This is a genomic window from Solihabitans fulvus (genome assembly GCF_008386585.1).
In the GTDB taxonomy this organism is placed as follows: Bacteria; Actinomycetota; Actinomycetes; order Mycobacteriales; family Pseudonocardiaceae; genus Solihabitans; species Solihabitans fulvus.
In genome coordinates this window covers 14,932-32,793 of sequence record NZ_VUOB01000058.1, presented here as the reverse complement: position 1 = coordinate 32,793, position 17,862 = coordinate 14,932, and the positions used below count along the sequence as shown (strand labels likewise).

Here is a 17,862-nt window from a genome sequence, read left to right as displayed (position 1 = left end):
TGTTGGTTGTGGCAGGTCAGCGCGTTGACTGCTCGGTCGGGGCAATTGGGTCGGCATGCCCGGTTGTCTCCCCTGGACAGTCCGAGGTGTCGCTGAGCGTTTACCGAACATCCACTGTCGGTAGCCGGCATCTCGGGCGAAACTCCGTGCTGTTTCGTCACCGAATCTCCCGGGAGGCGTTTGTGCTTCGGCTACACAGCAAGCTCGTCCGATTAGTCGCGCTGTCGGCGATGGCGATCGCGGTCCTCGCCCCAGGCAACGCATCGGCTCAGCCCCAAGGTGCCGACACCGTTGTCCCCCATGCGAACGGGGTGCCAAGGCCCGATCACGTCGTGGTGGTGATCGAGGAGAACCACTCCTACGCCGACATCGTGGGCAGTTCGTCCGCGCCCTACATCAACAACACGCTGGTGCAGGGCGGCGCGTCGTTCAGCCAGTCGTTCGCCGTCAGCCACCCGAGCGAGCCCAACTACCTCGCGTTCTTCTCGGGTTCCACGCAGGGGCTGTCCGACGACTCCTGCCCGCACACCTACTCGGGCGCGAACCTCGGCCAGGAGCTGACGGGAGCGGGACTGACCTTCGGCGGCTACTCCGAGAGCATGCCGTCCAACGGGTACACCGGATGCACGAGCGGCGACTACGCCCGCAAGCACAACCCGTGGGTGAACTTCACCAACGTGTCGTCCAGCGCGAACAAGACGTTCGGGGCGTTCCCGACGGACTACACGACGCTGCCGACCGTGTCGGTCGTGGTGCCCAACCTCATCAACGACATGCACGACGGCACGATCGCGCAGGGCGACACGTGGCTCCAGAGCAACATCGACGGCTACGCGCAGTGGGCCAAGGCGCACAACAGCCTGCTGGTGGTCACCTGGGACGAGGACGACTTCAGCCAGAACAACCAGATTCCGACGATCTTCTACGGTAGTGGCGTCAAGTCGGGGTCCTACGGCGAGAACATCAACCACTACAACGTGTTGCGCACGCTGGAGGACGCGTACGGCCTGCCCTACGCGGGCGCCGCGGCCTCGGCGACGCCGATCACCGACGCATGGAGCACGACCGGGAACGTCACCGTCACGAACCCCGGCGCGCAGACCGGAACCGTGGGCACGGCCGCCAGCCTTCAGATCAACGCCAGTGACACGGCAGGCGGCACGCTCAGCTACTCGGCCACCGGACTCCCCGCGGGGCTGAGCATCAACGCCAGCACCGGCCTTATCACCGGCACACCCACCACCGCCGGCAGCACCAACGTCACCGTCAGGGCCACCGACTCCACCGGACCCTCCGGAACAACCACCTTCGCCTGGACCATCAGCGCAGCCGGCAGCGTCACCGTCACCAACCCCGGCCCACAAACCGGAACCGTCGGCACGGCCGCCAGCCTCCAAATCAACGCCAGTGACACCGCAGGCGGCACACTCACCTACACCGCCACCGGACTCCCCGCGGGGCTGAGCATCAACGCCAGCACCGGGTTGATCTCCGGCACGCCCACGGCGGTCGGCAGCAGCAACGTCACGGTGAAAGCCACCGACTCCACCGGACCGTCCGGAACGACCACCTTCGCCTGGACCATCGGCGCAGCCGGCAGCGTCACCGTCACCAACCCCGGCGCGCAGACCGGAACCGTGGGCACCGCGGCCAGCCTCCAGATCAACGCGAGCGACACCGCGGGCGGCACACTCAGCTACTCGGCAACCGGACTCCCCGCCGGACTCAGCATCAACACCAGCACCGGCCTGATCACCGGCACACCCACCACCGCCGGCGGCAACAACGTCACCGTCAAGGCCACCGACTCCACCGGACCCTCCGGGACGACCTCGTTCACCTGGACCATCAACCCGGGTGGTGGCGGCTGCACCGCCAAGCAGCTGCTCGGCAACCCTGGTTTCGAGACCGGCACCGCCTCGCCGTGGACCGCCACCAGCGGGGTGATCAGCAACGACACCACCGAACCCGCCCACTCGGGCACCTGGGACGCCTGGCTGGACGGTTACGGCAGCAGCCACACCGACACGCTCGCCCAGTCGGTCACGCTGCCGACCGGTTGCACCACCTACGGCCTGAGCTTCTGGCTGCACATCGACACCTCCGAGACCACTACGAGCACGGCCTACGACACCCTCAAGGTGCAGGTGCTCAACAGTTCCGGCACGGTGCTCGGCACGCTGGCCACCTACTCCAACCTCAACGCCGCCACCGGCTACACCCAGCGCACCTTCGACCTGTCCGCCTACGCGGGGCAGGCCGTCACGGTGAAGTTCACCGGCACTGAGGACAGCAGCCAGCAGACCTCGTTCGTCATCGACGACACCGCCGTGAACATCGGCTGATCACATGGGTGGCCGGTGTCCGCCACGCCTTGGCGCGGGGTGGGCACCGGCCGCCGCCATTCGGCCGTGTCCCCAAAGGCCTTTTCGCTCCTAGGCTTGACGGCGCCTCGAACCGACCTTGAGGCGCGACGTACCCGGAGGCGCACTGCGGTTGAACGACATCGGCAAGACCGCGCGGATCGCTCCCGTCCGCCACTCCCCCGGTTCGCCCGCAGGCTCGCCGCAGGAGCCCGGCGATGGCGGTGCGCCCGCAACCGAGTGGGAGGCCATCTACCGGGAGAACGTCAGCTGGGTGTACCGCCTGCTGTTCGCCAGGGTCGGCAACCAGGCCGACGCCGAGGACCTGACCGCCGAGGTGTTCCTCGCCGCGCTGCGTCCACTGCGCACGACGGCCAGCACGCCGCAGATCCGCGCCTACCTGGCGGCCACGGCGCGGACCGTGCTCGCCGCGCACTGGCGCGAGACCTTCAGCCGCGAGATCACCACCATCACGGGCGACACCGAGGACAAACGGGTCGAGACCGGCGGCGACGCGCCGCAGCGCGCGGATCGTATTCTGGCCGAGTTACCGGAGCGCTATCGGCGGATACTGCAACTGCGGTTCCTGCACGCATACTCGATCAGGGAGGCCGCCGCCGAACTCGGGATTACCGTCGCCAACGCGAAGGTCCTCCAGCACCGCGCACTGCGGCAGGCGGCAAGGAACGCGAGCAGGACGGAGGGACGGTCATGAACCGGGTGGACCGCTTCGTCGAGAGCATGCTGCGCGAGCAACAGCCGGAACCGTTCCCCGCCACCGAGGACGAGGCCGAGGAGCTGCGCGTGGCTATCGAGCTGCGCGCCGCCCGCGCCGGCGACCACGAGCCGAGCGAGGAGTTCGTGTCCACGCTGCACCAACGCCTCGCGGTGGCGTTGGCCCGGCCGGTCGGTGTCGCCGAGGCCGGCCCGCCGACGTGGGACACCACGGAATCCCCTGAGGCAGCGGACGACGTGGACCGGTCGGGTGTGGCCGGGCGGGACGTGCGGCGGCGGCGGTTCGTACGGGTCGCCGGCATCGCGGCGGCCTCGCTGGCCGCCGGGGTCACCGCCGACCGGGTGATCGCCGCGACGACCAAACCGGACCCGGACGGCCAGGCATCCGAGACGCTGCAACCCACGGTCGGCGCGTGGCGGACCGTCGCCGCGAGCGCCGAACTCGGCGAGGGCGCGGTGCGCGAGTTCGACCTCGGCTCGGCGTCGGGCTTCCTGGAACGCAGGGACGGCCAGCTGCGGGCCGTGTCCGGGGTGTGCACGCACCAGGGTTGCCGGCTCGCGCTCGACGCGTCCTCGCGGCAGCTCAACTGTCCTTGCCACAACGCGGTTTTCGCGCTGAGCGGGGCGATCGTGCGGTACGAGCTGCCGGTGGAGCTGACGCCGCTGTCGCTGTTCCAGGTGCGCGAGTCCGACGGCGCGGTGCAGGTGTTCGTGCCGCCGAGCACGGGTGTAACCCCGCCGCCTACCTCTAGGTGAGGCCCGCGCCCGCCGGGCCGGACAAGGGGTTTCGATGTCCCGCTATCGGTTGGGTGTCTGCGCGGCTGCGCTGACCGGCGCGCTGATCGCCGTCGCAGGTCAGGCGACCGCGAGCACCACGGGGTGGACACCGGTCTCGGTGCCGCAGTTCCCGCCTGCCGGCACGAACGTCATGCTGAACGGCGTGGCGACGCAGTCGGCCACGGATGCCTGGGCGGTGGGCACGTCCTTCGGCGTGGCCGGCACGAATCCCGCGTTGCCGGTCTACCACTGGAACGGCAACGCCTGGTCGATCGCGCCGACACCGGCGTTCCCGAACGCGGCCGGTCTGCTCGCGGTGAGCGCCGGTTCGGCGACGAACGCGTGGGCGGTCGGGTTCACCAGGACCGGCGGATATCGCGGCAGGCAGGCGATCGCGCTGCACTGGAACGGATCCGCGTGGTCGGCCGACGCGAGCCTCGGCGTCGGAGTGGGTGCTCTCAACGGCGTGGCCGATCTCGGGTCGGCGAACGCGTGGGCGGTCGGCGACGGCGGCGTGGTGACGCACTGGAACGGCAGCGCCTGGTCGACGGTATCCGTGCCGCAGCCGGCGGGCGGCTTCGGTTCGCGGCTCACGTCGGTGTCGGCGCGCAACGCGAGCGATGTCTGGGCGGTCGGCACGTTCCTGACGACGGACAGCCCGCAGACCAGGACCTACGCGCTGCACTTCGACGGCACAGCCTGGAGTCTGGCGACCATGCCGTTGCCCAACGATCCCAACTTCCAGACCACGTTCGCGGTCGACGGGGTCGCGGCGGTCGGCGCGAACGACGCGTGGGCCGTCGGGGACGTCGTCGCGCTCGGCGGGACACCGGTCGGCACGCTGGTCGAGCACTGGGACGGCGTCGCGTGGTCGGTCGTGCCCGCGCCGTCGCCAGCGGTGTACCCGGTGCTGACGGGTGTGACGGCACGGGCGGCCAACGACGTCTGGGCGGTCGGCTACGGCCCAACGCAGGCAGGCGGGCAGTCGCAGGCCGTCACGCTGCACTGGGACGGCACGGCGTGGTCGACGGTGCCCGCCCCCGGCAGCACGGACTTCAGCGAGCTGCTCGCGGTGTCCGGCCGGACCGGCGTCGCCGACACGTGGGCGGTCGGCGTCTCGCGCAACGGTGGGCTCGTGCTGCGGCACCAATGACGGCCCGTCGGGACTGACTGATCGGGTTACTGGGGGTCGCACCGGGCACCGTCATCGGGTGTCCGGTGCGCCGGTTTTCGAGGCTGTGTCTGCGGTTCCGGGATGGCGAGGCGGGGAGGCGGCGAGATGCGCGGGAAGTGGCGGTTGCGGCTCGCCGTCGCGGGGGCGTTGGCCATCGCGGTGTTCGGCGCGGTGTCGCCGGTGTCCGCCGACTGGAGTTGCGTCGGGTGCGCGATAACGGCGCTGGTGAGTGGTTTCCCGGTCGGCTGACGGTCGGGCGTGAGGGTCTTTAGCCGCCGGACTGGTCGGCCAGCGGGAACGGCCACGCGTTGACCTTGCACACCTTGCCGTCGGCCGGGATCTGGGTGCCGCCCTGGATGTTGCGGCCGATGATCTGCGCGAGGTCGTTGTTGGACACGCTGAACGTCTGCTGCATCATCACGTTGGCCAGCCCGCCGTTCTCCGGGCACGCCACGTGGTTGTTGCCGAAGCGGTGCCCCACCTCGTGGTTGATGGCGTACTGGCGGTAGGTGCGCATGTCGCCCTGGAACGAGATCGCGCCCCGCTCCCACCGCGCCGCGTTGATGAACACGTTGTCGCCGATGCGGCAGGACGCGTCGTAGGGCACGTCGAACCCGCACTTGGCCCTGGTGGTCTGCTGGGACGTGAGCCGGACGTGCATGTCGGGCTTGGCGGAACTGGTGGTGTCCACCCGCTGCACGGAGATCTTGCCGCCGCCGATCCAGCTTTTGGGGTTGGCCAGCGTCTCCTGCACCATCGTGGCGAAGTCGGCGTCCAGGCTCTTGTCGACGCCGTCCTCGACCTCCACGGTGTAGTCGTACAGCGTCCCGCCGGTGCCGACCTTGTCGGACACACCGGGCACGACGTGCCAGGTGCCCGCGCCCTGTTCCTGGATCTTGCCGCCGTTGGGCAGCTCGGCCGAGAGGATCTTGCCGTTGAACTTCACGCCGGGCGGGGCCTCGCCGATGGAGACCTCGGACGGGCTCGTGGCCGTCGAGGACGGGGACGCGCCACCGCTCGTGCCGGAGGCCGCGGCGGTCGCGCCGTCGCCTGCCGGTTTCGCGGCGTTCAGGGCCACCAGCACGGTCGCGACCAGCAGCACCGGCAGGGCGTACACCCGCCAGCCGTAGGTGCCGAGGAATCCCCTGCGGCGGCGCTTGGCGGGCGGCGCGCCGGCCTCCGGGGCCCAGGACGCGGCGAGCGGCTGCGCCTTGGTGCGGCGGCTGCCTCGGCGAAGGCGCTCCTGGTACGGACGCCGGGACGTGCCGATTGCACGTCGGGTCACGGAACCGCGTCCTTCATGCGTCGACCGGGTCACGGCGTTAGGGTGCCACATCCCCCGTTCGGGTGCTAACAGCCACTCGTTGTTGTTTGCATTCCCCCAATTGGCTCAGGGTGGCCCCGTTTCCGAACGGCCGCCGCGGTCGACGCGCCCGGGGCACGCGGCCCGGGGTCAGCCTCGGCAGAGGATTTCGCCGTGCAGGACGGCGAACCAGCCGTCGGGCGCCGCTCCCCACTCACGCCAGGCCGCAGAGATCCTGGCCAGGTCCTCGCGCGTCGCGAAGCCGTAGTCGACGGCCTGGTCGGCGATCGCGGAACTCAGGATGCGGTCGGCCCACATCTCGCTCCACCACTCGCGTTCCGCCGGCGTGGCGTAGCACCAGACGGACGCGGTCGACACGATGTCGATGAAGCCGGCCTCGCGCGCCCAGGACAGCAGCCGCCTGCCCGCGTCGGGCTCGCCGCCGTTGCGCCGCGAGGTCCTGTGGTAGAGCGAGAGCCACTCGTCGAGGGCCGGCACCCGAGGGAACCAGGTCATCGCCGTGTAGTCGGCGTCGCGGGCGGCGACCACACCACGGGAGACGCGGCGCATCTCCCGCAGCGCGCGCACGGGATCGTGCACGTGTTGGAGAACCTGGTGCGCGTGCACGACATCGAAGGTGTCGTCGGCGTACTCCAGGGTGTGCACGTCGGCGATGGCCAGCCGGACGTTGGTCAACTGTCGTTCCGCGACAACGCTTTCGGCGACGACCAGCGCCTCGGCGACGGGTTCGACCGCGGTCACCAGGCCCGGCGCGACCAGCTCGGCCAGGTCCGCGGTGATGGTGCCCGGTCCGCAGCCAACGTCCAGAAGGGACATTCCGGAACCCAGCTGCGGCAACAGGTACGCGGCCGAGTTCACCGCGGTGCGCGTCCGGTGTGAGCGGAGCACGGCCTCGTGGTGTCCGTGGGTGTAGATCGGTTGCACGGAAGGAACTCTAGCCGCGCGTCCCGAGATTCGGGAGAGTCTTCCCATGATGTGGGCTGTCGATATCGGCCACGCGCGACTGAGAGAGCCGGGCGGCGGTGTCAGTCTGCGGTCAGTTCGTCGGTGGCCACCCGGCCGGCGTCGGTGGTGCGGCGAAGGAAATCGGCCAGCAGTTCGAGCTCGTCGTCGGTGTACTCGGCGCAGATCCCGTCCATGGCGGTGTTCATCCCCGAGTAGAGGCGGAACAGCTCCCCGTTGCGGTCGCGCACGGCGCGGACGGTGACAGCCCTGCGGTCGGCGGCCTCGGGGTCGCGCTCGCGGACGACCCAGCCGCCGCGCTGGAGCCGGTCGAGGATGCCGGTCATGGTGGCCGGGTGCAGGCCGGCGCGCCTGGCGAGGGCGCTCGGGCTCAGCGGGCCGTGCGCGACGATCAGCTCCAGGCAGTCCAGGTCGACGTCCTTGAGCGCGAGGCGCGCGCCGACCTGATGGTTGAGCAGCGACAGCTGGTTTCGCAGTTCGCGCAGCGACTCCTTCACCGCCACCGTCGAGCGCCGCCGACGCCGCACCGAGTCCGCGCCCGAACCTTTGCCACCAGAAGGTACGGAACTCATATGATATTCTCCTCGTATTATCTGGGCTACAGACAACAGGGTAGCCGCCGAGAGATGTCCACGCAGGCAGGAGGACTTGTCATGATCGTCGTCACCGGGGCAACAGGGGCCGTTGGACGGCCGTTGGTGGAGGTGCTGAGCGGGTTGGGCGCTGGCGTGCGTGCCGTCACCCGCGCACCAGGAGGCGTCCCGCCCGGCGGGGCGCAGGTCGTGGTCGGTGATCCGGCCAGGCCGCAGACGATGGCGGCGGCGCTGGACGGGGCCACCGCGCTGTTTCTGCACCCGCGCGCGGTCGGCGAGGCGGCCGAGGAACTGGTCGCGCTCGCGGCCGAACACGGGGTGCGGCGGGTCGTGGCGTTGGCGGCGGCCAACGTCGACGACGACCTCGCCGCCCAGCCGTCCCGCCATCGCGGCGACCGAAACAAGGAGGCCGAGGACGCGGCCGTCACCAGCGGGCTCGAGTGGGTGAGCCTGCGGGCCAGTTCCTTCGCGCTCAACGCCCTGCACGCGTGGGGCGAGCAGATCCGGGCCGGCGACACCGTCCGCTACGTGTACGGCGACTTCCAGGAGTCGCCGATCCACGAGCGCGATCTCGCCGAGGTCGCCGCCCGCGCGCTGCTCGGCGACGACCTGCTCGGCGAGCGGCTCACGCTCACCGGACCGGAGTCGTTGTCCCACAAGGAGATGGTCGCCATCATCGGCCGGACGCTCGGGCGAACGCTGAACTACGCGGAGGTTCCGCCCGAGGCCGCCACGCAGGGCATGCTGCGGCACGGCTTCCCCGAGCCGTTCGTCACGGCGCTGATGTCCAGGTATGCCACCCATCTGGACCGGCCGCAGCACCCGCCGACCGGCGAGGTGGCGCGGGTCCTCGGCCGCCCTGCGCGCACCTTCGCCGAATGGACAGCCGACAACGCGGCCGTGTTCGGGAGTTGACCAGCGGGGAGGCCAGCGGCCTTCGCGCGCTCCACCGCCGTCACACGCCGATCGTTTTGTTGAACACCGGCAACACTGGTCGCGTCACTGGCCGGCTGAACTCCCGATCCTCGGGTACAGCGCGGGGTGGCGCACCAGCTGGATCGTGGAGCGCATGACCGTCTCCTTGAACAGCGCGGCGGCCCGGCCCGTCAGGATCGGGCCGTGCGGGGTGTCGTCGGCGCGGACGAACTGCACCAGGCCGTCCAGCCGGCCGAGGCTGAGGGACTGCGCCCCGTAGCGGAACCGCAGCGGGCGCGGCTCGCGGCCGGCGAACCCGGCGACGATCGCGTCGGCGGCCTGCCGGCCCATCGGAAGCGCGGTGGCACAGGCCATCCGCAGTTCCCGGCCGCCGGGACCGCGCACCGACGCGGCGTCGCCGACGACGTGCACGTCCGGATGCGACACCGAGCGCAGCGTGCCGTCGACGAGTACGCGTCCCGTCGCGTCGACGGCCAGGCCGGCCACCTCGGCGAGCGGCGACACGCGGAATCCCGTCGTCCACAGCGTGCCGTCCGCCAGGACGCGGCGGCCGTCGGCCAGCACGACCGCGTCCCCGGTCACCTCGACCACCTTCTCGCCGGCGACCACCTCGACCCCGAGCCGGTCGAAGACCCGCCGCAGGTGCGCCCTGGCCCTCGGCGACAGCCAGTCGCCCGGCTCCCCGGCCGAGACCAGGCGCACCAGCAGCCCCCGGTGCGTCTCGGCCAGTTCGGTCGCCGCCTCGATGCCGGTCGAGCCTGCGCCGACCACCGCGATCGCGCCCCCGTCCCCGGCGATCGCCGCGACCCTGGCGCGGAACGCGGTCGCGTCCGCGACCCCGGCGACGGTGTCGGCGTGCTCGGCGACGCCGGGGACCGCGTCGGTGTCGGCCGCGCTGCCCAGCGCGTACACCAGCGCGTCGTAGCCGAGGGCGAGCGAGCCGTCCGCCGTGTCGACGCGCACCTCCCTGGCCGCCGGGTCGATCGCGCCGACCCGACCGACGACCAGCTCGACCCCGGTGCCGCGCGTCAGGTCCGCCAGCGGCAGGTCGGGCAGGTCGCGCCCTGCTCCGACCTCGTGCAGGCGCACCCGATGCACGAAACCGTCGCTCGCGTTGACCAGCGTCACCCGGCCGCTGCGGAGCTGCCGCGCGGCCCGGTTGGCCGCCGAGAGGCCCGCGTAACCCGCGCCGAGCACCACGATTCGATGAGTCACCGACCGACTCCCTTCTTTGCAGGACGTGTCGGTGCTTGAACCGGGCCGGTGGCCGTTTCCTGACAGGACTCGGGTGTGTGCCGCGTCACGGGGTCAGCGCGTGGACAGCTGCGCGGCCAGATAGGCGAGTTTGTCCGGGTTGGCCACGATGTGCACGGCGACGATGCGGCCGTTCTCGGCGACGTCCAGCGCCATGGCCCCGAGCAGCACCCCGGCCAGCGTGCCGACGACGGCCGGCTGGCCGTTGACCTCGGCGAACCCGATCTCCACGCCGGGCAGCGGCTTGGCCGCCAGGCCGGACAGGTAGCGCGCGACGATCTGCCGGCCGGTGATCGGGCGGCGAGCGGCGGTGGCCTTGCCGCCGCCGTCGGCCGTGGCCACGACGTCCTCGGCAAGCAGCTGTTCGAGCGCCGCCAGGTCGCCGGCCCGCGCCGCGGCCAGGAACCGCTCCGCGACGCGCCTGCCGTGCTCGCGGGTCGCGGCGAACCGGCGGCGGTCGGAGGCCACCCGTTGCCTGGCGCGGTGGTGCAGCTGCTGGGAGTTCGCCTCGGTCAGGTCGAGCAGCGCGGCGATCTCGGCGTGCCCGTAGCCGAACGCCTCCCGCAGCACGAACACCGCGCGCTCGGCCGGGGTGAGGCGTTCCAGCAACAGCAACAGTGCCAGCGAGACGGACTCGCGCTGTTCGGCGGTCTCCAGCGGACCGAGGGCCGCGTCCTCGGTGAGCACCGGCTCGGGCAACCACGGGCCGACGTACTCCTCCCGACGCGCCCGCGCGGAGGCGAGCCGGTTGCGGCAGAGATTGGTCACCACGGTGGTGAGCCAGGCGACCGGGGTCCGGATCGCGGCGCGGTCGGCGTCGTGCCAGCGCAGGAAACCGTCCTGCACCGCGTCCTCGGCCTCGCTGGCCGACCCGAGCAGGCGGTAGGCAAGCGCGAACAGGCGCGGGCGGTGCCGCTCGAACTCCAGCGTGTCCGCCTGCTGCCCCTCGGTCGACTCCCCCACGGCACCAGGTTAGATGCGGGCCCAGTCGCGCCGGGCCGAGGGCGGCTGCGCGTGTCCGAACACCGAGCCGGCGAAGTGGCCGCCCGCGATGATCGTGTCGCTGCCCTCCGAGTCGCGCAGCAGTCGCTCCCTGGTGTCCCCGGCCTGCCCGGCGTCGCTGTCGAAGACGAAGCTCCAGTGGCTGCGCACGACCTGCACCTGGCAGTGCATGACGTCGCCGAGGATGAGCACCCGCCGGTCGGTCGACCCGGTCGGGTCGGTGACCACCAGGCTGTGGTGACCGGGAGTGTGCCCCGGCGTCGCCAGCACCCGCACGCCGGGCGCGAGCTCCGTGCCGTCGCCGACGAAGGCGATGCGGTCGGCGAGCGGGGCCTGGACGAGGACGGGGTCGGGGCCGGTCAGCTCGTCCCGGCCCGCCCAGTGCTCCCACTCCGTCCTGCCGACCAGGTGCCTGGCGTTGCCGAAGGTCAGCTCGCCGACCGGGCCGGCCGGCCGCGCCTGCGGACCGGGAGCGGTGCCGGTGGTCCAGCCGACGTGGTCGTGGTGCAGGTGCGTGTAGACGACCGTGTCCACGTCCTGCGGGCGCAGGCCCTCCTCGGCGAGGCTGCGCAGCAGGCCACCGCCCTGGAAGCTGCCGAAGCCGGGCACGTCGAAGGACACGTCGCCGAGCCCGAGGTCCACCAGCATGACCCGGTCGGCCGTGCGGACGAGGAACGAGCCGACGCTGACCGGGAACCTGCCCTCGTCGTCGAGGTAGGCGGCGTGGGTGGCCCACTCCTCCCGGCTGCTGGTCGGGAAGACGCTCTCGGGCGTGAACCAGGCGTGGCCGTCCGGCAGGTAGGTGACCCGGGTGTCGCCGAGCTCGACGGTGGCGCGCGGTGCTGGGCCGATCATCGCTGTTCTCCTTGCTGTCCAACGGGTTGCTGTGATCAACAATCGACGAGGCCGGCCGGGTTGACCAGTACGCACTTGCAAGTGCGGGGCACGCGGACACTCTCCATCGGTTAGCGTCGAGGGATGCCAGCCCCGCGTACCCGCCGCCCGCGTCCCGGCTCGCCTGGGCGGGTGATCACCCGGCTGCCCGACGGGCATCCCGCCAACGTCTACAGCGCGCCGTGTCCGTCGCGGGCCGCGCTGGACCGCATCGCGGACAAGTGGACGGCGCTGTTGGTCGGCGCGCTGGCCACCGGCACGAAGCGGTTCGGCGAGCTGCGCGCCGAGGTCGACGGGATCAGCGAGAAGATGCTCACCCAGACGCTGCGCAGCCTGGAACGGGACGGGCTCGTGCTGCGGCGCGCGCACCCCGTGGTGCCTCCGCACGTGGACTACGAGCTCACCGAACTGGGCCGGACGCTGGAACGGCCGCTCGCGGCGGTGCGGACCTGGGCCGAGCGGTACATCAACGAGGTCGAGACGGCCAGGGCCAGGCACGACGGGGTTGCCGGATCCCCTGAGGATGATCGTTCGCCCGGCTAGTGTCGTGGTAGACGATCATGACGGCAGACGGGAACCACCGTGCACACGCTCACCCGGCCAGGCGCCGAACTCGACTACGACCTCGTCGGCACCGGCCCGCTCGCGGTGTACGCGCACGGCTCGCTGTTCAGCCGCCGCAGCGAGGACCAGCTCGCCCTGGTCGACTGGACGGCCGTGGCGGACGCCGGCCGGCGGTTGCTGCGCTACGACGCCCGCGCGCACGGCCGCTCCACCGGGCGTCCCGTCGAGGCGGACTACGCCTTCCCCTCCCTCGCCGGTGACCTGCTCGCGCTGCTCGACCACGTCGGGGCCGACGGGCGGGTCGACGGCATCGGCGCCTCGATGGGCAGCGGCACCGTGCTGTGGGCCGCGACGCTGGCGCCTGGGCGGTTCCGCAGGCTGGTGCTGACGATGTCGCCTACGGCGTGGGACACCCGGCCCGCGCAGGCCGCCGGCTACCAGGCCGCCGCGACCTTCGTCGAGCAGCAGGGCAAGGCGGCCTGGGTCGCGGCGATGAGCACGATGGCCCCGCCGCCGGTCCTGGCCGACGTGCCCGGTTTCCCGCCCGAGTTCGACGTCGCCGAGAACCTGCTGCCCGCGCTGCTGCGCGGCCTCGCCTCCTCCGACCTGCCCGACCAGGAAACCCTTGCCACGCTTGACCTCCCGGTGCTGGTGCTGAGCTGGGACGGCGACCCTGGGCACCCGGTCAGCACGGCCGAGAAGCTGGCCGAGGTCCTGCCGGACGCCGAGCTGCACGTGTCGCACGACTCCGCCGACGTCCGCACCTGGGCCGACCGCGCGGCCGCGTTCCTCGCCGCCTGACCGGCTACCGTCCGTCGCCGGGTGAGCCGCCGATCCAGTCGAGCACGGCGCGCCACCTGGCGGCGGAGTCCGCGCGGAACCGCCGCGCCGACCGGAGCTGCTTGCGGGACCCCGGCGGGTAGCGGCGCCGCGCCCACCGGGAGCCCGGCCGGGCCAGCCGCGCCGCCGCCCACCAGGCCAGCGGCGGCGCGAGGATGCCGAACAGCGCCAACCGGTACCGGCCCTTGACCGCGGCGAGCACGACGAGCGCGATCTCCACCAGGTAGACCGCGAGCACCACCCACGGCGGCACGTCCTCCAGCGGATCGCCGAACGGCTTGGAACCGAGCACCAGCAGGGCGAGCACACCGGCCGCCAGCACCACGGTGTCCACCGACGCGCGGCCCTCGTCCTGCCAGTAGACGTCCTTGAGGTGCAGCCACAGCGCGAACTCGTCGAAGGTGAGCGCGGCCCCGACGCCGAACGCGACGGCCAGCAGGTGACCGGCGAGGCCCGAGGGCGCGAACGCGACGTAGCCCGCCCCGCCGAGAAACATCAGGAAGATCCCCGGCACCAGGTGGTGCACGTGCAGGCCGCCGACCGACACGTTGCGGAAGGGCCCTCGCCCGGCGCGGATCATCCGCACCACCAGCCGCGTCAGGACAAACGTGCCGACGAACGCGACCAGCATCCACAGCCCGTCGGCCCTGACTACATCCGTCGTCGAGTCCACCGCTCTCCCCACCTCGTGCGGGACCAGTGTCCATTCCGGATCTCCTGCCCGCACGCCGAGCCGGCCGGCCGGTGTAGTAGGAAGGTGACATGCCAAGGCAGGGGCAGAGCGGCGTGGTGATCCCGGTGCCGGCGGCGGCTCCGCTGCTGGCCGACATCGGCGGGCGCTATCCCGGCGCGGTGCGCGCCATCCCGGCGCACGTGTCGGTGCTGTACCCGTTCGTCGACGCGGCCCACCTTGACGGGGACGCGCTCGGCGACCTGGCCGCGATCTTCGCCGGCTGCGCGCCGACCGACGTGGAGTTCCTGACCTGCCAGCGCGACGCGGGCTTCGTGTACCTGCCGCCGGTCGACCGGGGCAGCATCGGCGCGGCGATCTCGGCGGTGCGGGCGCGCTGGCCCGAGGTGCTCCCCTACGGCGGCGCGTACGGCGAGCCGGAGCCGCACCTGACCGTCGCCATGGGCGTCGCCGACGACGTCGCGGCGCGGATCCAGCGGGATGTGTCGGCGCGGCTGCCGCTGCGCGCCGCGATCGACGAGGCCTGGCTGGTCGCGTTCACCGGCGAGTGGCAGGTGCTGCGGCGCTTTCCCTTCGGTGGCTAGGACTTTTCAGTCATGACGCGGACCAGCGCCGAGGACACCAGCGTCAGCCAGGCCGTCTCGGCGACCAGGTCCGACTCGGGCGGGGACTCAACCGGCGTCGCCTCGTCCACCGCAGGGACACCCGCGCGCCGCCGCCGCAGGGCCGTGTCGACGTCGGCGGCCTCCACCGCCGCTGCCAGGTCCCGGCCGGTCAGGCCGGCGCGCTCGGCCCGTTCCCGGTGCGCGGGGGTGGCCTCGGGATCGCGGTACGGGCGCAGCACGAGCAACCCGTCGCTGATCTCGATAACCCTGCGGTAGAGCCGAAATTCCATGTCGCGCCGGGGCACGGAGCCCTGGACCGCCTGCGGGGAGGTCAGCGCGATCTCTGGGACCGCGTCGTAGAGCGCCTCCCACAGCGGGCGAAGTCGCCGGTGCGCGCGCAGCCTGGCCGGCCAGCGCACGGCGGCCTCGATGCGCGGTCCAAGCGGCGGCACGGCCGCGCCGACGATGATGGCGAGCACGGACAACGCCGGCATGCCGACGGAGAAGGTGCAGCCGACGGTCGAGAACGGCCCAGCACACAGCTGTTCGGCCGCGCCGCCGCCGAACAGCTCGGTGAGGATGCTGAGCACCTTCTGCGTCACGTAGCCGAGGGCGAGCAGGCACCCGACCGACACGATGACCATGCCGACGCGCAGATAGCCCCTGACGTGCCGGACGGACCGGAAGCCGAGCCACGCCACGTCGACCACGGCGACGCCGAGATAGGCCGAGTAGACCATCGTGTACACCGCCAGCGTCGGCTGGCTGCGGTACAGCCCGGTGAACACGCCGGTGCCCGACGGCGGATGGCTCGCCAGGAACATCACCGCCATCACGGCAAGCGCGACCACCAGGGCGAGCAGCCGCCACCTCGACCGCGACCTGATCTGCTCCGGCGGGTGGCTCACGTGCAGCATCAGGGTGAGGAAGCCGTAGGCCGCGACGAGCGTGCAGATGTTGGACAGCAGCCGACCGAGGCTCGGCACGATCCGGCTCTCCACGGCCTGGCTCGCCGGGGCGAGGAAGAAGAACGCGGCGCCGAGCGCCGCCAGGATGAGGACCATCGGGAGCTGCGTCGGCTTGCGCCTGCCGTGCTGCCGGCGCCGCAACACCAGTCCCACCAGGGCGAAGGCCACCAGGGCGACGAAGTAGAACAGGGCGTTGACCACCGGTTCGCAGACCCCTCAACGGTTCGGGGCCTTCGAAGCGTTCAGGACCCGAAGATGTCCTCGACTCGGGCAAGGCGCTCCGCCAGGCCGGGCGGCAGTGGGCGGTCGGTCAGTTGCGACCGGCGCCGGCTGGCATACTGCCAGATCAGCGAGGCGATCATCTCCGCCTCCTGCTCCTCCTCGCTGGAATAGGCCGAGCGGGCGAACATGTGCTCGATCAACTCGGGTTTCACGTGCGGTGCCAACAGTTGCGCGTCGCCGACCGTCAGCAGGCACTCGCCCTGGTGGTCCGCGATCATGTGGCCGATCTCGTGCAGGATGATGTGGTCCTGGTGCGGCGTGCTGGTCTGCGCGGCGTAGGCGATGACGTCCCTGTCGCGTTCCCTGATCCACATCCCGCAGGTGCCGCCCGCGGTCCGCGCCGTGGGGTGCAGGTCGATCGGGCGGCCCCGGTAGCTCTCCAGCCGGTCCACCAGGACGTCGATGTCGAACGGGTTGGGCACGCCGACGCGCTCGTCGAGATCGCGGACGAGCGCCTCGCTTCGTTGGCGTAGCTCGTGGTACCGCACGGCGGAGTCACTCCTCCCAACGGCCGGTGCGAGCGGCGGGGCCCAGGTTCGGGCCAACCTCATGCACGACACGCCGTGGGTGCGCCCGTCACGGCGTTGGCTGCCGGACATCATGTCACGTCGCGTCGTCCGGCCGGGCACCCCGCCGCCGTCTGGCCGGTGAACCGGCCGAGCGGTCCTCGTAGCGGCCGAGTTCGTTGATGATGGCGGCGACCGAACGGCGGGCCTCCGGGCTGAGCTGCATGGTCCTGAGCGCGACGTCGCGCACCTCGGCGTCGCGCATCGCCTGGAGGAACTCGATCTCCTCGTCGACGCGCTTGGCCTGGTCGTCGTCGAAGAAGTAGGCGACGGGCACGCCGAAGAATCCGGCGAGCGCCTCGAGGTGGTTCTTGGTGGGGTTGTCGCGCAGTCCCTTGCGCAGCTGCCACACATAGGCGGCGGAAATCGTCGGGCCGCCCTTGGTTCGGATGGCGGCCGCGACCTCCTCGTAGGTATAGGGCCCGCGATCGGCCGGGTGGACGACATCCAGCAGGTGATCGAGCTTCTGTGCCAGCGTTCGCTGCTCAGCCATGCAGTCTCATCCCCTCAGCACCCCGTTGACCGCAGTCGAGAAACCTAGTTTAGGCCATTTACCGTAGTTGATAGGCAGGACCGTACTGGTTTAAGCTCTCGATCGCGCCATTAACTGGCATAAACGGCCGACGGCCGGACTCCCCCTGGGGGTGGGAGTCCGGTCCAGAGCCCGGCCACGGACGCGCCGCAGGTCGGGCGCGATCGGTGTGGCGGGATTGGTCGGGCACGGCTGGTTTGGCGCGATCGGTTTGGCGCGACGGGTTGAGCACGGTCGGCCGGAGGAGGTTCCGCAGGAGGCTGAGGCCCCGGAGGGCGCATCCCGGCGCACACCCCGAAGGGGCGCACCATACTGAGGGATTTGCAGGTGCCGGCCAGGATCACGGCTGGGGGTCCCGAGCCTGACCGGCTACCCGACTATGCGGCTCCGCAAGGGGGAGGCGCGGTCGCCGCAATGCACACCATACGGCATTGGCGACCGCTCTTTCACCCCCTCCCGCGAAATGTCAGGAAAACTGGCATTTTGCTGCAATCGGATCACTCTTTCGGGCCACGACGGATGGCCGGGTCCAGCGCGCGACCGGAGACTCGCGACCGGAGACCGCGGGGGCACGCGGGCGCGACGCGGCGACTCCACCGCCGACCCCGGCCGACCGGCCGCGTGTACTGCCCGAGACGGCCTCCCCGAGGGATCTCCGGCCAGTCTTGACGCGATATTGACGCCGTCGGACCGGGTGCGCGCGCGCAGGGGAAACTGTGTGACGCAGGTCCGCATTCCATGCCTCACTTTCCGTCCGCAGCAACGGTTCCCGGTGGTACAACCGTCCGAACGATCAACG

General features: G+C 71.4%; 19 protein-coding genes. 9 read left to right on the top strand and 10 right to left on the bottom strand.

Annotation, left to right across the window (positions count from 1 at the left end):
- Positions 1-311 precede the first annotated feature (311 nt).
- From F0L68_RS43750 to F0L68_RS42715, 5 genes are all read left to right on the top strand, one after another.
- The gene (locus F0L68_RS43750) at positions 312-2,345 is read left to right on the top strand and encodes a putative Ig domain-containing protein (protein WP_223199224.1); all 2,034 of its coding nucleotides are present in this window, start codon (positions 312-314) and stop codon (positions 2,343-2,345) included.
- A 151-nt stretch (positions 2,346-2,496) separates the two neighbouring features.
- A complete protein-coding gene (locus F0L68_RS28845; RefSeq protein ID WP_223199223.1) occupies positions 2,497-3,078 on the top strand; it encodes an RNA polymerase sigma factor in 582 nt (193 codons plus the stop codon).
- On the top strand, positions 3,075-3,854 hold the full coding sequence (locus F0L68_RS28840) for a Rieske (2Fe-2S) protein (protein ID WP_149852985.1): 780 nt from the start codon (positions 3,075-3,077) through the stop codon (positions 3,852-3,854). Before F0L68_RS28845 ends, F0L68_RS28840 begins: the two co-directional genes overlap by 4 nt.
- A 34-nt stretch (positions 3,855-3,888) precedes the next feature.
- Entirely contained in the window at positions 3,889-5,028 is a 1,140-nt protein-coding gene (locus F0L68_RS28835; RefSeq protein ID WP_149852984.1) for a hypothetical protein, read from the top strand.
- Positions 5,029-5,130: 102 nt separating this feature from the next.
- Positions 5,131-5,298, top strand: coding sequence for a hypothetical protein (locus F0L68_RS42715; RefSeq protein WP_188316887.1), 168 nt, complete (start codon positions 5,131-5,133; stop codon positions 5,296-5,298).
- Positions 5,299-5,317: 19 nt separating this feature from the next.
- Here the strand turns inward: F0L68_RS42715 and F0L68_RS28830 are convergent, their stop codons facing one another.
- From F0L68_RS28830 to F0L68_RS28820, 3 genes are all read right to left on the bottom strand, one after another.
- Positions 5,318-6,334, bottom strand: coding sequence for a DUF3152 domain-containing protein (locus tag F0L68_RS28830; protein ID WP_223199222.1), 1,017 nt, complete (start codon positions 6,332-6,334; stop codon positions 5,318-5,320).
- Positions 6,335-6,502: 168 nt separating this feature from the next.
- On the bottom strand, positions 6,503-7,297 hold the full coding sequence (locus F0L68_RS28825; protein ID WP_223199221.1) for a class I SAM-dependent methyltransferase: 795 nt from the start codon (positions 7,295-7,297) through the stop codon (positions 6,503-6,505).
- Between the two features lie 101 nt (positions 7,298-7,398).
- On the bottom strand, positions 7,399-7,908 hold the full coding sequence (locus F0L68_RS28820; RefSeq protein WP_149852981.1) for a MarR family transcriptional regulator: 510 nt from the start codon (positions 7,906-7,908) through the stop codon (positions 7,399-7,401).
- 81 nt (positions 7,909-7,989) lie between these two features.
- Between F0L68_RS28820 and F0L68_RS28815 the strand changes: the two genes are divergently transcribed.
- Positions 7,990-8,844, top strand: coding sequence for an NAD(P)H-binding protein (locus F0L68_RS28815; protein WP_149852980.1), 855 nt, complete (start codon positions 7,990-7,992; stop codon positions 8,842-8,844).
- A gap of 84 nt (positions 8,845-8,928) precedes the next feature.
- On the opposite strand, the gene F0L68_RS28810 is transcribed toward F0L68_RS28815, so the two are convergent.
- The 3 genes from F0L68_RS28810 to F0L68_RS28800 form a co-directional block, all read right to left on the bottom strand.
- A complete protein-coding gene (locus F0L68_RS28810; RefSeq protein WP_149852979.1) occupies positions 8,929-10,080 on the bottom strand; it encodes an NAD(P)/FAD-dependent oxidoreductase in 1,152 nt (383 codons plus the stop codon).
- Positions 10,081-10,173: 93 nt separating this feature from the next.
- On the bottom strand, positions 10,174-11,082 hold the full coding sequence (locus tag F0L68_RS28805; RefSeq protein ID WP_149852978.1) for an RNA polymerase sigma-70 factor: 909 nt from the start codon (positions 11,080-11,082) through the stop codon (positions 10,174-10,176).
- A 9-nt stretch (positions 11,083-11,091) separates the two neighbouring features.
- On the bottom strand, positions 11,092-11,976 hold the full coding sequence (locus F0L68_RS28800) for an MBL fold metallo-hydrolase (RefSeq protein ID WP_149852977.1): 885 nt from the start codon (positions 11,974-11,976) through the stop codon (positions 11,092-11,094).
- 123 nt (positions 11,977-12,099) lie between these two features.
- Between F0L68_RS28800 and F0L68_RS28795 the strand changes: the two genes are divergently transcribed.
- Positions 12,100-12,558, top strand: coding sequence for a winged helix-turn-helix transcriptional regulator (locus F0L68_RS28795; protein WP_149852976.1), 459 nt, complete (start codon positions 12,100-12,102; stop codon positions 12,556-12,558).
- Between the two features lie 39 nt (positions 12,559-12,597).
- A complete protein-coding gene (locus F0L68_RS28790) occupies positions 12,598-13,380 on the top strand; it encodes an alpha/beta fold hydrolase (protein ID WP_149852975.1) in 783 nt (260 codons plus the stop codon).
- A gap of 4 nt (positions 13,381-13,384) precedes the next feature.
- Here F0L68_RS28790 and F0L68_RS28785 read toward each other — a convergent pair whose 3' ends face one another.
- A complete protein-coding gene (locus F0L68_RS28785; protein ID WP_223199220.1) occupies positions 13,385-14,092 on the bottom strand; it encodes a hypothetical protein in 708 nt (235 codons plus the stop codon).
- A gap of 89 nt (positions 14,093-14,181) precedes the next feature.
- On the opposite strand from F0L68_RS28785, the gene F0L68_RS28780 reads away from it, so the two are divergent.
- Entirely contained in the window at positions 14,182-14,694 is a 513-nt protein-coding gene (locus tag F0L68_RS28780; RefSeq protein ID WP_149852974.1) for a 2'-5' RNA ligase family protein, read from the top strand.
- On the opposite strand, the gene F0L68_RS28775 is transcribed toward F0L68_RS28780, so the two are convergent.
- The 3 genes from F0L68_RS28775 to F0L68_RS28765 all read right to left on the bottom strand — a co-directional run bounded on the left by F0L68_RS28775 (position 14,691) and on the right by F0L68_RS28765 (position 17,024).
- On the bottom strand, positions 14,691-15,884 hold the full coding sequence (locus F0L68_RS28775) for an MAB_1171c family putative transporter (RefSeq protein WP_149852973.1): 1,194 nt from the start codon (positions 15,882-15,884) through the stop codon (positions 14,691-14,693). The genes F0L68_RS28780 and F0L68_RS28775 overlap by 4 nt on opposite strands.
- A gap of 41 nt (positions 15,885-15,925) precedes the next feature.
- Positions 15,926-16,453, bottom strand: coding sequence for a hypothetical protein (locus tag F0L68_RS28770; RefSeq protein WP_149852972.1), 528 nt, complete (start codon positions 16,451-16,453; stop codon positions 15,926-15,928).
- A gap of 115 nt (positions 16,454-16,568) precedes the next feature.
- Positions 16,569-17,024: a helix-turn-helix domain-containing protein gene (locus F0L68_RS28765; RefSeq protein WP_149852971.1), complete on the bottom strand. Its 456-nt coding sequence runs from the start codon at positions 17,022-17,024 to the stop codon at positions 16,569-16,571.
- Positions 17,025-17,862: the final 838 nt, after the last annotated feature.

Excerpts from the sequence above, each read along its gene's own strand:
- F0L68_RS28820 (WP_149852981.1), bottom strand. The coding sequence starts at position 7,908 with ATGAGTTCCGTACCTTCTGGTGGCAAAGGTTCGGGCGCGGACTCGGTG.
- F0L68_RS28765 (WP_149852971.1), bottom strand. The coding sequence starts at position 17,024 with ATGGCTGAGCAGCGAACGCTGGCACAGAAGCTCGATCACCTGCTGGAT.
- F0L68_RS28800 (WP_149852977.1), bottom strand. The coding sequence starts at position 11,976 with ATGATCGGCCCAGCACCGCGCGCCACCGTCGAGCTCGGCGACACCCGG.
- F0L68_RS28840 (WP_149852985.1), top strand. The coding sequence starts at position 3,075 with ATGAACCGGGTGGACCGCTTCGTCGAGAGCATGCTGCGCGAGCAACAG.
- F0L68_RS28780 (WP_149852974.1), top strand. The coding sequence starts at position 14,182 with ATGCCAAGGCAGGGGCAGAGCGGCGTGGTGATCCCGGTGCCGGCGGCG.
- F0L68_RS28815 (WP_149852980.1), top strand. The coding sequence starts at position 7,990 with ATGATCGTCGTCACCGGGGCAACAGGGGCCGTTGGACGGCCGTTGGTG.
- F0L68_RS42715 (WP_188316887.1), top strand. The coding sequence starts at position 5,131 with ATGGCGAGGCGGGGAGGCGGCGAGATGCGCGGGAAGTGGCGGTTGCGG.
- F0L68_RS28835 (WP_149852984.1), top strand. The coding sequence starts at position 3,889 with ATGTCCCGCTATCGGTTGGGTGTCTGCGCGGCTGCGCTGACCGGCGCG.
- F0L68_RS28795 (WP_149852976.1), top strand. The coding sequence starts at position 12,100 with ATGCCAGCCCCGCGTACCCGCCGCCCGCGTCCCGGCTCGCCTGGGCGG.